We start from the raw sequence: 15,840 nt of genomic DNA, 5'->3' as shown, positions 1-15,840 counted from the left end.
CATGGCCACTGCCGACAGCAGCAACGCAACAGAACAAGCAAAGGACAACAACCCGCGCAAACGCAAAGTGATGCTGATCGGCCTGGCGCTGATCGTCATCCTCGGCGCCGTGGGCGTGTGGGGCTGGTACGAGTTCTACGGGCGCTTCAACGAAAGCACCGACGACGCCTATGTAAACGGCAACGTGGTGGAAATCACCCCGCTGGTCACCGGCACCGTGGTCAGCATCGGCGCCGACGATGGCGACCTGGTTCATGAAGGCCAGGTGCTGATCAACTTCGACCCCAACGACGCCGCTGTCGGCCTGCAAAGTGCCCAGGCCAACCTGGCCCGCACCGTGCGCCAGGTGCGTGGTTTGTATAGCAACGTCGATGGCATGAAAGCCCAGGTCAATGCACAGAAAGCCGATGTGCAAACCGCCCAGGACAACTACAACCGGCGTAAAACCCTGGCCCAGGGTGGTGCGATTTCCCAGGAAGAACTGTCCCATGCCCGCGACAGCCTGACCGCCGCCAAGAACGCCTTGACCAACCTTGAGCAACAACTCAAAACCACCAATGCCCTGGTGGATGACACGGTGATTTCGTCCCATCCCGACGTGCAGGCTGCCGCCGCGCAACTGCGCCAGGCGTACCTGGCCAATGCGCGCAGCACCTTGATCGCGCCAGTCACCGGGTATGTGGCCAAGCGCACCGTGCAACTGGGCCAGCGTGTCCAGCCGGGCACCGCGCTGATGGCGGTGATCCCGCTGGACCAGCTGTGGATCGACGCCAACTTCAAGGAAACCCAGTTGCGTGACATGCGCATCGGCCAACCGGTGGATATTGAATCGGATATCTACGGCAGCGATGTGAAATTCAGCGGCACCGTCGACAGCCTCGGCGCCGGTACCGGCAGCGCGTTTGCCCTGCTGCCGGCGCAGAACGCCACGGGTAACTGGATCAAGATCGTGCAACGGGTGCCGGTGCGCATTCACATCAATGCCGATGAACTGACCAAACACCCGCTGCGTGTGGGCCTGAGTACCGTGGTCAACGTCAACCTGCACGACCAAAGCGGCCCGGTGCTGGCGCAACAGGCACCACAGAAGGCCTCGTTCACCACCAACGTGTATGACCGCCAACTGGCCGAGGCTGACGCCATGATCACCCAGTTGATCCATGACAACAGCCTCGCCGCGCCCAAGGCTGTGCAACGCTGATGAGCAATAACGCCTCCTTCACGCCACCCAGCCTGTTGATGGCCACTATTGGCCTGTCGCTGGCGACCTTTATGCAGGTGCTCGACACCACCATCGCCAACGTGGCGTTGCCGACCATCTCCGGCAACCTGGGGGTGAGTTCGGAGCAGGGCACCTGGGTCATTACTTCGTTTGCGGTGAGCAACGCTATCGCCTTGCCGCTCACCGGCTGGTTGAGCCGGCGCTTTGGTGAGGTGAAGCTGTTCCTGTGGGCGACTATCCTGTTTGTGCTGGCCTCGTTTCTCTGTGGCGTTTCCACCTCCATGCCCGAGCTGATCGGCTTTCGGGTGCTGCAAGGTTTGGTGGCGGGGCCGCTGTACCCGATGACCCAGACCTTGCTGATCGCAGTTTACCCACCAGCCAGGCGCGGCATGGCCTTGGCGTTACTGGCGATGGTCACGGTGGTGGCGCCGATTGCCGGCCCTATCCTCGGTGGCTGGATTACCGACAGTTATAGCTGGCCGTGGATCTTCTTTATCAACGTGCCCATCGGTATCTTTGCGGTGATGGTGGTGCGTTCGCAATTGAAGAAACGCCCCGTGGTCACCAGTTACCAACCGATGGATTACGTCGGCCTGCTGAGCTTGATCGTAGGGGTCGGTGCCTTGCAGATCATCCTCGACAAGGGCAATGACCTGGACTGGTTCGAATCCAACTTCATCATCATGGGGGCGGTGGTTTCGGCGGTTGCCCTGGCGGTGTTCGTGATCTGGGAAATGACCGATAAGCACCCGGTGGTGAACCTGCGGTTGTTTGCCTACCGTAACTTTCGGATCGGCACCATTGTGTTGATCCTCGGTTATGCGGGCTTCTTCGGTATCAACCTGATCCTGCCGCAATGGCTGCAGACCCAGATGGGCTACACCGCGACCTGGGCCGGGCTGGCGGTGGCACCGATCGGCATTCTGCCGGTGCTGATGTCACCGTTCGTGGGCAAGTACGCGAACAAGTTCGACCTGCGCCTGCTGGCGGGCCTGGCCTTCCTGGCGATTGGCTTGAGCTGCTTCATGCGGGCGGGCTTCACCAATGAGGTGGACTTCACCCACATCGCCCTGGTGCAACTGTTCATGGGGATCGGCGTGGCGCTGTTCTTCATGCCGACCTTGAGCATCCTGATGTCCGACCTGCCGCCGCACCAGATTGCTGACGGCGCGGGGCTGGCCACCTTCCTGCGGACCCTGGGCGGCAGCTTTGCGGCGTCGCTGACGACGTGGATCTGGATTCGCCGGGCGGACCAGCACCATGCGTACATGAGCGAGAACATGACCCCCTACGACTCGGCCACCCGTGATGCGTTACAGGCGCTGGGTGGGGCAGGGCACAAGGCGTATGCGCAGCTGGACCAGATTCTCACCAGCCAGGCCTACATGATGTCCACCGTCGATTACTTCACGTTGCTGGGGTGGATGTTCATGGGCTTGATGTTGCTGGTGTGGCTGGCCAAGCCGCCGTTCACCGCAAAAGCGGGCCCAGCAGCCTCGGGCCACTGAAAGCCAAGGGTTGAAATGCAATCAACTGTGGGAGGGGGCTTGCTCCCGATGGCGGTGAGTCAGTTACAGATGTATCAACTGACACTCCCTCATCGGGAGCAAGCCCCCTCCCACAGTTTGATCTCTATTCACATTAGCTTGGCGGTGTCAGAGGGTTGGCGCCAGGCAGCGCGAGCTGCGGATTGACGAAGTCAAACGCCGCCAGTTGGAAACCTTGCTCATCCACCTGCAACACCCAACCCTGTTTGTCCCAATCGCCCAGCACAATGCGCTTGGCCGCCTGGTCGCCAATCTGCAACTTATGGATGGCCGGGCGGTGTGTATGGCCGTGTACCAGGGTGCGCACGCCGAACTGCTGCATCACCCGCGGGACTTCCTCGGGTGTGACGTCGACAATGTCGTTGGCCTTCATGCGCACCTGCGTACGGCTCTCACTGCGCAGCTTGCGCGCCAGCTTATGACGGCTGCGCAGGGGCAGGTGGCGCAGGATAAACAGGGTGATGGGGTTACGCAGGATGCGCCGCAGCTTCATATAGCCAACGTCGCGGGTGCAGAGGCTGTCGCCGTGCATCAACAGCACAGGCTCGCCATAGCATTGCACGACACTCGGGTCCTTGAGCAGGGTGGCGCCTGCCGCTTTGCAGAACGCCTTGCCGATCAGGAAATCGCGGTTGCCATGCATGATGAAAATCGGGGTGCCGCTGTCGCTCAGCTCACGCAGTGCTTCACAAATGGAACGCTGGAAGGGCGTCATCCCATCGTCGCCAATCCAGGCTTCGAAGAAGTCCCCCAGAATGTACAACGCCTGGGCGCCACGGGCGCGGCCGTGGAGCAGATCCAGAAACGCCCGGGTAATGTCCGGGCGTTCCTCTTCCAGATGCAAGTCTGAAATCAGCAATATCACTCAACGATCTCGGCTTTCTCGACGATTACGTCTTCGCTCGGTACGTCCTGGTGACCTGCTTTGGAACCGGTAGACACTTTCTTGATGCTGTCCACGACGTCCTGGCCTTCGGTGACTTTACCGAACACCGCGTAGCCCCAACCCTGCACGTTCTTGCCGCTGTGGTTCAGGAAGGTGTTGTCGGCAACGTTGATGAAGAACTGCGCGGAGGCCGAATGCGGCTCCATGGTACGGGCCATGGCGACGGTGTACTTGTCGTTGGAAAGGCCGTTGTCCGCTTCGTTCTGGATGCTTGGGCGCTTGTCTTTCTTTTCTTTCATGCCAGGCTCGAAACCGCCGCCCTGGATCATGAAGTTGCCGATGACACGGTGGAAAACAGTGTTTTCGTAGTGGCCGGCTTTCACGTATTCGATGAAGTTGGCGACGGTGATCGGCGCTTTCTCGGCGTTCAGCTCGATGACGATGTCACCGTGGTTGGTGGTCAGTTTGACTTGAGTCATGTTCACTACTCTTTTCAGGGAATTCGTGGGTGTGGGCGCCTGGGCACCTTACCTGTCTGGCTAAACGACGGCCAAGGCGCGCAGTTTAGCGTGCCCTGCAGGAATTTCGAGGTGGTTTTTTACCGCCAGGGCAATTAAAGCAGCAGTTTTTGGTCGTGCTCTGTCAGTGTATTGACTGCTTCGGCTATTATGAGCCCTTTGTTTTATCTGGCCCCACCTGGCCACGAACCTGTCTGTTCAAGGATCCTATGAGCAAGCCCACTGTCGACACTACCTCGAATTCCAAGGCCGGACCTGCCGTCCCGGTCAATTTCCTGCGCCCGATCATCCAGGCGGACCTGGATTCGGGCAAGCACACGCAGATCGTCACCCGCTTCCCGCCAGAGCCCAACGGCTACCTGCACATCGGTCACGCCAAGTCGATCTGTGTGAACTTCGGCCTGGCCCAGGAGTTCGGTGGCGTCACGCACCTGCGTTTCGACGACACCAACCCGGCCAAGGAAGACCAGGAATACATCGACGCCATCGAAAGCGACATCAAGTGGCTGGGCTTTGAATGGTCCGGTGAAGTGCGCTATGCCTCCAAGTATTTCGACCAGTTGTTCGACTGGGCCGTCGAGCTGATCAAGGCCGGCAAAGCCTATGTCGACGACCTGACGCCAGAACAGGCCAAGGAATACCGTGGCACGCTGACCGAACCGGGCAAGAACAGCCCGTTCCGCGACCGTTCGGTAGAAGAGAACCTGGACTGGTTCAACCGTATGCGCGCCGGCGAATTCCCGGACGGCGCCCGCGTGCTGCGTGCCAAGATCGACATGGCCTCGCCGAACATGAACCTGCGCGACCCGATCATGTACCGCATCCGCCATGCCCACCACCACCAGACCGGTGACAAGTGGTGCATCTACCCGAACTACGACTTCACCCACGGTCAGTCGGACGCCATCGAAGGCATCACCCACTCCATCTGCACCCTGGAGTTCGAAAGCCATCGCCCGCTGTACGAGTGGTTCCTGGACAGCCTGCCGGTACCGGCGCACCCGCGTCAGTACGAGTTCAGCCGCCTGAACCTGAACTACACCATCACCAGCAAGCGCAAGCTCAAGCAGTTGGTGGACGAAAAGCACGTGCACGGCTGGGATGACCCGCGCATGTCCACCCTGTCGGGCTTCCGTCGTCGTGGCTACACCCCGGCGTCGATCCGTAGCTTCTGCGACATGGTCGGCACCAACCGCTCCGACGGCGTGGTCGACTACGGCATGCTTGAGTTCAGTATCCGCCAGGACCTCGACGCGAACGCGCCGCGCGCCATGTGCGTACTGCGCCCGTTGAAAGTGGTGATCACCAACTACCCGCAAGACAAGGTCGACAACCTCGAACTGCCGCGTCATCCGCAGAAAGAAGAACTCGGTGTGCGCAAGCTGCCGTTCGCGCGTGAGATCTACATCGACCGCGACGACTTCATGGAAGAGCCACCGAAGGGCTACAAGCGCCTGGAGCCGAACGGCGAAGTGCGCCTGCGTGGCAGCTACGTGATCCGTGCCGACGAAGCGATCAAGGACGCCGATGGCAACATCGTCGAACTGCGTTGCTCGTACGACCCGGACACCCTGGGCAAGAACCCTGAAGGTCGTAAGGTCAAAGGCGTCGTTCACTGGGTGCCGGCTGCTGCCAGCATCGAGTGCGAAGTGCGCCTGTACGATCGTCTGTTCCGTTCGCCGAACCCTGAGAAGGCTGAAGACAGCGCCAGCTTCCTGGACAACATCAACCCTGACTCCCTGCAAGTTCTCACGGGTTGTCGTGCCGAGCCATCGCTTGGCGACGCACAGCCGGAAGACCGTTTCCAGTTCGAGCGCGAAGGTTACTTCTGCGCGGATATCAAGGACTCGAAACCTGGTGCGCCGGTATTCAACCGTACCGTGACCTTGCGTGATTCGTGGGGCCAGTGATTCTGTCTTAAGGGAAATGTCGTGCTAACGATCTACAACACACTCAGCAAGACCAAAGAAGTCTTCAAGCCGCTGGATGGCAACAAGGTGCGCATGTACGTGTGCGGCATGACCGTGTACGACTACTGCCACATCGGTCACGGCCGCAGCATGGTTGCCTTCGACCTGGTGACCCGCTGGTTGCGTTTCAGCGGTTATGACTTGACCTATGTGCGCAACATCACCGACATCGAAGACAAGATCATCAACCGGGCGCGCGAGAACGGCGAACCGTTCGATGTGCTGACCGAGCGCATGATCACCGCGATGCACGAGGATGAAGCGCGTCTGAACATCCTCAAACCGGACATGGAGCCGCGCGCCACGGATCACATTCCGGGCATGCTGAGCATGATCCAGACCCTGATCGACAAGGGTTACGCCTACGCCCCAGGCAATGGCGACGTGTACTACCGCGTCGCCAAGTTCATGGGTTATGGCAAGTTGTCGCGCAAGAAAATCGAAGACCTGCGCATCGGCGCACGTATCGAAGTCGACGAAGCCAAGCAGGATCCACTGGATTTTGTGCTGTGGAAAGGCACCAAGCCCGGCGAGCCGAGCTGGGAGTCGCCATGGGGCGCGGGGCGTCCGGGCTGGCACATCGAATGCTCGGTGATGTCCACCTGCTGCCTGGGCGAGACCTTCGATATTCATGGCGGCGGCAGCGACCTCGAGTTCCCGCACCACGAAAACGAAATCGCCCAGAGCGAAGCCGCCACTGGCAAGACCTACGCCAACGCCTGGATGCATTGCGGCATGATCCGCATCAATGGCGAGAAGATGTCCAAGTCCTTGAACAACTTCTTCACCATCCGCGACGTGCTGGAAAAGTACCACCCGGAAGTGGTGCGTTACCTGCTGGTATCCAGCCACTACCGCAGCGCCATCAACTACTCGGAAGACAACCTCAAGGACGCCAAGGGCGCCCTGGAGCGGTTCTACCACGCGTTGAAAGGTTTGCCCGCCGTTGCTCCGGCTGGCGGCGAAGCGTTCGTGGCACGGTTTACCGAAGTGATGAACGACGACTTCGGCACCCCGGAAGCCTGCGCCGTACTGTTTGAAATGGTGCGCGAGATCAACCGCTTGCGCGAGACCGATATCGACGCAGCGGCGGGCCTGGCGGCGCGCCTGAAAGAACTGGCCAGCGTGCTGGGCGTGTTGCAGATGGAGGCCGATGACTTCCTGCAAGCGGGCGCTGAAGGGCGTGTGGATGCCGCTGAGGTAGATGCACTGATCCAGGCGCGCCTGGCGGCTCGTGCCAACAAGGACTGGGCGGAATCCGACCGTATCCGTGATCAACTCACCGCCATGGGCGTGGTGCTGGAAGACGGGAAGGGCGGGACGACGTGGCGGTTGGCTGATCAGGCTTGATCCAGATGTGGGGCTTGCTCCCGATGGCAGTGGGTCAACTGAGGATAAGCTGACTGATCCACCGCTATCGGGAGCAAGCCCCCTCCCACACTTTGATCTGCTGTGTGTCTGGTATTGAAGGTGCTGGCCTTGCCGGCGGCGGTTGCTATTACAGGCAGTTTAATTGTCCTGACACAACACCGTAAAAATGTGGGAGGGGGCTTGCTCCCGATGGCGGTGCGCCAGCTGAGGATAAGCTGACTGATCCACCACTATCGGGAGCAAGCCCCCTCCCACACTTGGATCTGCTGTGTGTTTGTTATTGAAGGTGCTGGCCTTGCCGGCGGCGGTTGCTATTGCAGGCAGTTTAATTGTCCTGACACAGCACCGTAAAAGGTGGGGGCTCACTCCCACATTTGACCGTGCCCACTTTGCTCGGTCTTCGGATCAGATCTATCCGTGAATTGGTTTGTCTTTGAGTTTTAGCGTTTTATCCACCATCAGCTGAATCCCCTCCAGCATCCGGCAAATTCCCAGAGCTACGCTACGCGGGGTGCCTTCGATCTCAAAAGCCAAATGGCTTGCCAGCGCTTGAACCGACGCAAGATCCTCCGATGCGTTGACCAGCAGCGTCTCGACGTCTAAACCCATCGCTGCGAAACGATATTTGGGTGGCAGCTGTACGCAGGTTCGCAGGCCGGGACTCTAGCACCCGGCATACCCGAAGGTATCCCGCGCACAGCCGCCATAACATCAGGCATTAAAAAGCGCCCGCTATCTGAGGTGGACGCTGTGCGTCTAGAGTTTAACCGGGCTGCGAAACCCGGTCGCTGAATTTGCAGCGACCGCCGAAGATTAGGCAGCCATTTTCTGAGCGGCAACCCTAAAGAGCTGTAGGGCGTTTCCTTGCAATGGGCTCCGAAGTGCTGCTGAGTTCATATGCACTACCCGCCGCGTCGTTATGGACAGTCGCATGGTATTCACCGTTCTTGAAATGCAGGGCAACGCCGTCATCCAGCGCGTAGGCGGGGTGTATGTTTTCAAGTCGAACCAGTTCAACAAACGAAGATTCTCTCCCCGCCTCTGAGCTGAAGTGCGGGCACAGCGCGCCAGGGAGAAAACCCAGCCCGTCGACCAGCGCATATACGCCCCCTGAGTCGGAATGCCCGTGGTCGAACCAGCAGATGGCACCGGCACTGACGCCGCAAAGCACTTTGCCGTGTTCCTGGGCTTGCTTCAAAAGGGCGGTCACGTCAAATTCACGCCAGATGGCCAGCAAGGCTCGGGTGTTGCCGCCGGCCACATAGATGATGTCAGCCTGCTCAAACAGCGCGGCAACATGACCCGGGGCTGGAAAAGGCGGAATGAAAAACGTCAATGGCACAACGGTGCAGCCGGCGCTTTGGTATTTGAGCGTGAAGTCGGCAATCTTCGTACGGTCATCGCCATTGGCGGTGGAGATATAGAGCACCGTGGGCTGGGTTTTGCCCGAGGAAGCGACGATATATTCGTCGATGCGGGTCATGCGCGTCATGTCCTCGCTGGATTCGCCGCCGATGACAATGATGTTTTTATCCATGATGAACTCCTGTCTCAGCACAGCGGGCATACCCAGGTCTTAGGACATTTCTAAAAATGCCCGTAGGGTTTGACGCTCATTCCATCCTGACTTTAGATGGTTGCCATGACTAAACCCAAGACGAAACTGGCGGTGATTCAAATGGAGTGTATTTTCTGCAGCATTGTCCGCAAGACCTCCCCGGCCCATATCCTGTGGGAGGATGACAAGCATATGGCGTTCCTGTCGATCTTCCCCAACACGCCAGGTTTCAGCGTGGTGATCCCCAAGCAGCACTACGGCAGCTATGCGTTTGCACAGCCGGATGAGGTGTTGGCCGATCTGATGGTCGCGACCAAGAAAACCGCATTGCTGATCGACCGCGCATTTCCCGATGTGGCGCGCACGGGGATGATGCTGGAAGGGTATGGAGTGGATCATCTGCATGCGAAGCTGTTTCCCATGCATGGGACGGGGACGGACAGCGCGTTCAAACCCATCAGTTCTAAGGTGGATAAGTTTTTCGAGGCGTATGAGGGGTATATCTCGTCCCACGATTTCGTGCGGGCGGATGAAGCTGAGCTAGCGGAGTTGGCGGCGCACATCAGATCTTTTGTCTAATGCAAAACCAAATGTGGGAGCGGGCTTGCTCGCGAATGCGGTGGATCAGTCACTGAAACGCTGCCTGAAAAACCGCATTCGCGAGCAAGCCCGCTCCCACACTTTTTACTGTGCTCGCTTGATAAATCAGCGGCGGCTGCTGACTTCGGCGGGCACGTCGTCACCGGCCATGCGCTTGCGGAACAGGGCCGTTCGCGCAAGTAGCAGGGTGGTGACTGGCACGGTAATCGCCAACAAAATCGGAATCAACCAGCCATGCAACACCGGCCCGGATTTGAGCACCGAAAAGTAGATGATCGACGCCAACGCCACACTCCACGCGCCCAGCGTCGAGGCCAACGCCGGCGGGTGCATGCGCTGGAAGAAGTCCTTCATCCGCAACAACCCAATCGCGCCTATCAACGCAAAGCCGCTGCTGAGCAACAGCAACGCCGCGACGATGATTTCTACCCATAACGGCATCATTCAATCACCTCCCCACGCAGCAGGAATTTCGCCAGGGCAAACGAGCCGACGAAGCCGAACAGCGCGATCAATAGCGCCGCCTCAAAATAGGTGTCACTGGCATAGCGAATGCCCAGGGTCAGCATCATCAGCATCGCCAGGATGTACAGGTAGTCCAGCGCCAGTACCCGGTCCTGGGCCGAGGGGCCTTTGAACAGGCGCACCAGGGTCAGCACCATGGCCAGGGAGAACAGGAACAGGCTGAACAGGATCGCATTGGCGAGCAGGGCACTCATTCGAAGATCTCCATCAGGGGCCGTTCGTAGGCGTGCTTGAAGTGTTGGATAAACGGCGCCTCGTCCTCCAGGTCAAAGACGTGCAACAGCAGGATGCTGCGGTCCAGGGCCAGTTCCGACCAGACCGTGCCGGGGGTCACGCTGGTGATCATCGCCAGCACGGCCAGGCCATTGGCGTCGCGCAGGTCCAGGGGGATCTTGATAAAGCGCGAGCGCGGTGGGCGTGAGCCGCAGGTCAGGACGCCCCAGGCCACTTGCAGGTTGGAGAGGATCACGTCACCGCCCACCCGCAAGAACAGACGGATGATGACCCCAGGGCGGCGGATACGGATCGGCAGCGGGCGCAACGGCGCCATCAGCAGCGGTGCAAGAAAACCCATCAGCGCGCCGAGCAACAGGTTGCCGGGGCTGATCGACAGGTTCAACACCAGCCACAACACCCACAACGCCAGCGATAGCCACGGGGCAGGGAACAGGCGCTTCATGGCTGCACCTCCAGGGCGGCGGCCTTGGCTTCAGGGCTGGGGACTGGTCGGGTCGCCATCACGGCCATCACGTAGTGTTCCGGGTTGTTCAGGCTCTCGGCGGTGGCCTGGGTGTAGCGCATCAGCGGCTCGGCCTTGAAGGTCAGCAGGATGCTCAAGCCGAGCAGGAAGAAAATCGGCACGCACTCGTAGCGGCGCAGCAGCGGCGATGGTCGCTCCTCTGGGGTCCAGAAACGCTGGATGCCCAGGCGGGCGAAGGCGATCAGCGAAGCCAGGCCGGACAGGATCAGCAGCGCCACCAAGCCCCAGGCGGCTGGGCGGATCGGCTCATCGACGCCTGCGCCCAAGCCCAGTGGGTTGACCAGTGCGCTCAACAAGCTGAGCTTGCCGATAAACCCGGACAACGGTGGCATGCCGATAATCAGCAGCGCACAGGCGATAAAGCTCAAGCCGAGGAACGCCATGGTCCACGGGATGACTTGGCCGACGACGGCTTTCTGCTCATCGTCCAGGTTGACGCCGGGCTGCGGGTGCAAGGACTCCATGGCTTTGGGCAGTGCATCGATTTCTTCATCCAGCGGCAGGTCGTTGGCCGAGCGCGAGCGCTCGATCAACTCCGCCAACAGGAACAGTGCACTCAAGGCCAGGGTAGAGCTGACCAGATAGAACAACGCCCCGGCCGTCAGGCTCGGCTGGGCAAACCCCACCGCCGACAGCAGGATACCTGCCGACACTAGGATACTCAGGCTGGCCATGCGCTCCAGGCGTTGCGCCGCGATCATTGCCAGCGCGGCGCAGATGATCGTCGCCATGCCGCCGTACACCAGCCAGTCGCCGCCAAACAGCGCCGAGGCGCCGGCCTGGCCGGAGAACAGCAGGGTCCACAGGCGCAGCACGGTGTACACGCCAACCTTGGTCATGATCGCAAACATGGCCGCCACCGGCGCGCTGGCTGACGAGTAGGCAGGCGCCAGCCAGAAGTTCAGCGGCCACATGCCGGCCTTGGCCAGGAAAGCCACGGCCAGGATGGCTGCGCCAGCGTGCAGAAGGCCGCGATCGGCTTGCGCCACCAACGGGATTTTCAGCGCCAGGTCAGCGAAGTTCAGCGTGCCGGTGACGCCGTAGATCATCGCCGCGCCAATCAGGAACAGCGACGACGCCAGCAGGTTGATCGCAATGTAATGCAGCCCTGACGACACCCGCGCGCGGCCGGAGCCGTGCAGCATCAAACCGTAGGAAGCCGCCAGCAGCACCTCGAAGAACACGAACAGGTTGAACAGGTCCGCCGTCAGGAACGCGCCGTACAACCCCATCAGCTGGATCTGGAACAGGGCGTGGAAACTGGTGCCCGCACGGTCCCAGCGGGCCATGGCGAACAGCAGCGCGCTCACGCCGATGATCCCGGTCAGGACCAGCATCATTGCCGACAGTTGATCCACCACCAGGACGATGCCGAAGGGCACCTGCCAGTTCCCCGGCAGGTACACACCGATCGAGCCGGGGCCGCCTTGCTGTGTCCAGTACAGCAGCAAGAGGGCAATGCCCAGCCCGACGATGCTGGAGAACAGGTTGATTTTAGCTTTCAACGGGCGGCGTTTCTCGCCCAGCATCAGCATCAGCGCGGCGGTCAGCAACGGCAGCAGGATCGGCGCGACGATCAGTTGATTCATCCACGTCATTCCCGGGGCTCCCGGCCATCCACATGGTCCGTGCCGGTCAAGCCCCGGGAGGCCAGCAGTACCACCAGGAACAGCGCAGTCATGGCGAAGCTGATCACGATGGCCGTCAACACCAGGGCCTGGGGCAGGGGGTCGGTGTAGTTGAGCAGGTCTTGCGGCACGCCGTCCTTGATGATCGGCTCCTTGCCGATAAACAGGCTGCCCATGCTGAAAATGAACAGGTTGACCCCGTACGACAACAGGCACAGGCCCATCACCACCTGGAACGTCCGTGGCCGCAGGATCAACCAGACACCCGAGGCCGCGAGGACCCCAATGGCAATTGCGATGACTTCTTCCATCAGGCGGCTCCTTCCGGTGTGGCAACGGTTTTAGGCTGGTTGCTCGGCTTATGGGCGCGCACCGATTGGTGGCCGAGGGCGGTGAGCATCAGCAAGGTCGAGCCGACGACCATGGCGTACACACCAATGTCAAAGAACAACGCGCTGGCGATGTGGACATCGCCCAGCACCGGCACGCTGATATGCCAGGTATGTGTGGTGAGGAACGGATACCCGGCAAACAGCGCGCCGAGCCCGGTCAAGGTTGCCGAGAGCAGGCCGAAACCCATCCAGCGCATCGGTCGCAGGCTCATCTGCGCCTCGACCCACTGGGTGCCTGCGACCATGTATTGCAGGATAAACGCCACCGACATCACCAGGCCGGCGACAAAGCCACCGCCCGGCAGGTTGTGACCACGCATGAACAGGTAGAACGATACCACCAGGGCAATCGGCAGCAGCAGGCGCACCAGCACCGCCGGCACCATCATGAAGCCCAGGGCGGTGTCGCTGGCCTGGCGCGGGTTGACCAGGTCGGTGGCCACGTCGGGCGCCAGTTGGCGCTGTTGCGCGGGCAGTTGCATGCTTTCTTTCGAGGGGCGGAACCGCCGTAGCAGGGCATACACGGTCAACGCCACAGCGCCGAGCACGGTGATTTCGCCCAGGGTGTCGAAGCCACGGAAGTCCACCAGCATCACGTTCACCACATTGCTGCCGCCGCCTTCGGGCAGGGCGCGGCTCAAGTAGAACGAAGAGATATCGTTGGGGGTCTGGCGGGTCAGCATCGCGTAGGACAGCAGCGCCATGCCGCCGCCCACCACGGTGGACAGCAGGAAGTCGCGCAGGCGCCGGAGGCGTGCCTTGGGCAACGAGCTAGGGAGCGGCGAAACCTCTTCGATCCGTCGCGGCAGCCAGCGCAGGCCGAGCAGGATCAGCACGGTGGTGACCACTTCCACCACCAACTGGGTCAGTGCCAGGTCGGGGGCCGAGAACCAGACGAAGGTGATGCAGGTCACCATGCCGCACACACTGACCATGGTCAGGGCCGCCAGCCGGTGGTACTTGGCTTGCCACGCAGCGCCGAGGGCGCAGGCAATCGCCAGCAGCCACAGGGTCACGAACACGATGGAGCCCGGGATCTTCGGCCGGTCACCCCAACTGATGCCGCTGTGCAGCATCGGGATCAAACCGGCGACCACCGCTGCCAACACCAACAGGAACAGTTGGGTTTGCAGGCGCTTGGTGCTGATACGTTTCTCGATCTTGCGCACGCCACGCATCATCACCACCAGGCAGCGTTCGAACATGCGCTTGCCGTTGAAGTAGCTGATGATCGGCGGGTACTTGAAGCGCCCGCGCTTGAGTTGCTTGCGCAGCAGCAGGTAGAGCACGACGCCACCGGACATGGCCACCAGGCTCATGATCATCGGTGCGTTCCAGCCGTGCCAGATCGCCAGGCTGTAGTCGGGCAGCACGCCGCCGACAACGGGCAGCGCGGCCGCGGCGAGGATCGAACCGACCACCTGGGCCGGGAAAATCCCCACCAGCAGGCAGGTGAACACCAGCAGCTCGACCGGTGCGCGCATCCAGCGCGGGGGTTCGTGGGGAGTGTGGGGCAGGTCGGTTGCAGGTGGGCCGAAAAAAACATCTACGGTAAAACGCAGGGCATAGGCCACGCTGAACGTACCGGCGATGGTCGCGATCACCGGCAGGGCGATTTCCACCCAGGCGGTCGATGAGATAAACACGGTTTCGGCGAAGAACATCTCTTTGGAGAGGAAACCATTGAGCAATGGCACCCCGGCCATGGACGCACTGGCCACCATCGCCAAGGTCGCGGTAAACGGGATCAGGCGCACCAGCCCACTGAGCTTGCGGATATCCCGCGTGCCGCTTTCGTGGTCGATGATACCTGCCGCCATGAACAGCGACGCCTTGAACGTGGCATGGTTGAGGATATGGAAGACCGCGGCGACGGCGGCCAGCGGGCTGTTGAGGCCCAACAACAAGGTGATCAGCCCGAGATGGCTGATGGTGGAATAGGCCAGCAGGCCCTTGAGATCATTTTGAAACATGGCGCAGTAAGCGCCGAGGAGGAGGGTGAGTGCGCCGGCGCCGCCGACGATCCAGAACCATTCTTCGCTGCCGGACAGCGACGGCCACAGGCGGGCCAGCAGGAACACGCCGGCCTTCACCATCGTCGCCGAGTGCAGGTAGGCTGAAACCGGGGTGGGCGCCGCCATGGCGTGGGGTAGCCAGAAGTGGAACGGGAACTGTGCGCTCTTGCTCAGGGCGCCGATCAATACCAGGGCCAGCATCACCGGGTACAGCGAGTGCGCGCGAATCTGATCGCCCGCCGCCAGCACCTGGTCCAGGTCATAGCTGCCGACGATATGCCCCAGCAGCATCACGCCCGCCAGCAGGCAAAGGCCGCCTGCGCCGGTGACCATCAAGGCCATGTAGGCACCGCGCCTGGCATCGGCGCGGTGGTGCCAATAGCCGATCAGCAGGAACGAGAACAGGCTGGTCAGTTCCCAGAAGAACACGATCTGGATCAGGTTGCCGGAAATCACCAGCCCGAGCATGGCGCCCATAAAGGCCAGGAAAAACGCGAAGAAGCGCGGCACCGGGTCTTGCGGCGACATGTAGTAACGCGCATACAGCGACACCAGCGTGCCGATGCCCAGCACCAGCATCGAGAACAGCCAGGCAAACCCGTCCATGCGCAGCACGAAGTTCAGCCCGAGGCTGGGCAACCACATGAATTCTTCACGGATCACGCCACCATCGGCGATCTGAGGGTAGAACAGGGCGACTTGAATAGTACCGACCAAGGCCACAAGGCCAGCCAGCAGGGATTCGGTGTTACGTGCGTTGTGCGGCAGCAAAGCCGCCAGACAGCTGCCGATAAAAGGCAGAAGCAGTAGAACTATCAGGGACATAGGCTTCTAATCTGCGGGAGTTT

14 protein-coding genes and 1 pseudogene are annotated in these 15,840 nt (G+C 60.8%); 5 read left to right on the top strand and 10 right to left on the bottom strand.

The genetic code is table 11. The features are described from left to right. Position 1 precedes the first annotated feature (1 nt). Entirely contained in the window at positions 2-1,201 is a 1,200-nt protein-coding gene (locus tag M5B43_RS12525; protein WP_248750401.1) for an efflux RND transporter periplasmic adaptor subunit, read from the top strand. Continuing rightward, complete coding sequence (locus M5B43_RS12520) at positions 1,201-2,730, top strand: DHA2 family efflux MFS transporter permease subunit (protein WP_248750400.1); 1,530 nt, start codon at positions 1,201-1,203, stop codon at positions 2,728-2,730. Before M5B43_RS12525 ends, M5B43_RS12520 begins: the two co-directional genes overlap by 1 nt. A gap of 133 nt (positions 2,731-2,863) precedes the next feature. Here M5B43_RS12520 and lpxH read toward each other — a convergent pair whose 3' ends face one another. Together lpxH and M5B43_RS12510 are read right to left on the bottom strand one after the other, a co-directional pair. Next, positions 2,864-3,634 carry a UDP-2,3-diacylglucosamine diphosphatase gene (gene lpxH / locus M5B43_RS12515; protein WP_248750399.1) on the bottom strand — a complete coding sequence of 257 codons (771 nt, stop codon included), beginning with the start codon at positions 3,632-3,634 and terminating at the stop codon, positions 2,864-2,866. Beyond that, a complete protein-coding gene (locus tag M5B43_RS12510) occupies positions 3,631-4,134 on the bottom strand; it encodes a peptidylprolyl isomerase (protein ID WP_248750398.1) in 504 nt (167 codons plus the stop codon). The genes lpxH and M5B43_RS12510 overlap by 4 nt, the downstream gene beginning before the upstream one ends. A gap of 248 nt (positions 4,135-4,382) precedes the next feature. Here M5B43_RS12510 and M5B43_RS12505 point away from each other — a divergent pair, with 248 nt between their 5' ends. Both M5B43_RS12505 and cysS read left to right on the top strand, forming a co-directional pair. Beyond that, the gene (locus M5B43_RS12505) at positions 4,383-6,083 is read left to right on the top strand and encodes a glutamine--tRNA ligase/YqeY domain fusion protein (RefSeq protein WP_248750397.1); all 1,701 of its coding nucleotides are present in this window, start codon (positions 4,383-4,385) and stop codon (positions 6,081-6,083) included. A gap of 21 nt (positions 6,084-6,104) precedes the next feature. Further along, complete coding sequence (gene cysS, locus M5B43_RS12500; RefSeq protein ID WP_248750396.1) at positions 6,105-7,493, top strand: cysteine--tRNA ligase; 1,389 nt, start codon at positions 6,105-6,107, stop codon at positions 7,491-7,493. A 432-nt stretch (positions 7,494-7,925) separates the two neighbouring features. Here cysS and M5B43_RS12495 read toward each other — a convergent pair. Both M5B43_RS12495 and M5B43_RS12490 read right to left on the bottom strand, forming a co-directional pair. Next, a pseudogene (locus tag M5B43_RS12495) lies at positions 7,926-8,117 on the bottom strand (hypothetical protein); the annotation flags it as partial. 238 nt (positions 8,118-8,355) lie between these two features. Next, a complete protein-coding gene (locus tag M5B43_RS12490) occupies positions 8,356-9,051 on the bottom strand; it encodes a peptidase E (protein WP_248750395.1) in 696 nt (231 codons plus the stop codon). Between the two features lie 141 nt (positions 9,052-9,192). On the opposite strand from M5B43_RS12490, the gene M5B43_RS12485 reads away from it, so the two are divergent. Then, on the top strand, positions 9,193-9,651 hold the full coding sequence (locus tag M5B43_RS12485; protein ID WP_248750437.1) for an HIT family protein: 459 nt from the start codon (positions 9,193-9,195) through the stop codon (positions 9,649-9,651). A 126-nt stretch (positions 9,652-9,777) separates the two neighbouring features. Here M5B43_RS12485 and M5B43_RS12480 read toward each other — a convergent pair whose 3' ends face one another. Genes M5B43_RS12480 through M5B43_RS12455 form a run of 6 tightly spaced genes read right to left on the bottom strand, consistent with a single transcriptional unit; the run spans position 9,778 to position 15,817 of the window. Beyond that, positions 9,778-10,116, bottom strand: a complete 339-nt coding sequence (locus tag M5B43_RS12480) for a Na+/H+ antiporter subunit G (protein WP_248750394.1) — start codon at positions 10,114-10,116, stop codon at positions 9,778-9,780. Continuing rightward, a complete protein-coding gene (locus M5B43_RS12475) occupies positions 10,113-10,391 on the bottom strand; it encodes a K+/H+ antiporter subunit F (RefSeq protein WP_003192168.1) in 279 nt (92 codons plus the stop codon). The genes M5B43_RS12480 and M5B43_RS12475 overlap by 4 nt, the downstream gene beginning before the upstream one ends. Next, entirely contained in the window at positions 10,388-10,876 is a 489-nt protein-coding gene (locus M5B43_RS12470) for a Na+/H+ antiporter subunit E (protein WP_248750393.1), read from the bottom strand. The genes M5B43_RS12475 and M5B43_RS12470 overlap by 4 nt, the downstream gene beginning before the upstream one ends. Further along, positions 10,873-12,555 (bottom strand): monovalent cation/H+ antiporter subunit D, encoded by a 1,683-nt coding sequence (locus M5B43_RS12465; RefSeq protein WP_248750392.1) that lies wholly within the window; start codon positions 12,553-12,555, stop codon positions 10,873-10,875. Before M5B43_RS12465 ends, M5B43_RS12470 begins: the two co-directional genes overlap by 4 nt. Further along, positions 12,552-12,896, bottom strand: coding sequence for a Na+/H+ antiporter subunit C (locus M5B43_RS12460; RefSeq protein ID WP_057007546.1), 345 nt, complete (start codon positions 12,894-12,896; stop codon positions 12,552-12,554). The genes M5B43_RS12465 and M5B43_RS12460 overlap by 4 nt, the downstream gene beginning before the upstream one ends. Next, positions 12,896-15,817, bottom strand: coding sequence for a monovalent cation/H+ antiporter subunit A (locus tag M5B43_RS12455; RefSeq protein WP_248750391.1), 2,922 nt, complete (start codon positions 15,815-15,817; stop codon positions 12,896-12,898). The genes M5B43_RS12460 and M5B43_RS12455 overlap by 1 nt, the downstream gene beginning before the upstream one ends. Positions 15,818-15,840: the final 23 nt, after the last annotated feature.

This window comes from Pseudomonas sp. MWU15-20650, from assembly GCF_023242475.1.
In the GTDB taxonomy this organism is placed as follows: Bacteria; Pseudomonadota; Gammaproteobacteria; order Pseudomonadales; family Pseudomonadaceae; genus Aquipseudomonas.
The sequence above is the reverse complement of the archived record's forward strand: the minus strand, read 5'-3'. Positions and strand labels throughout refer to the sequence as shown.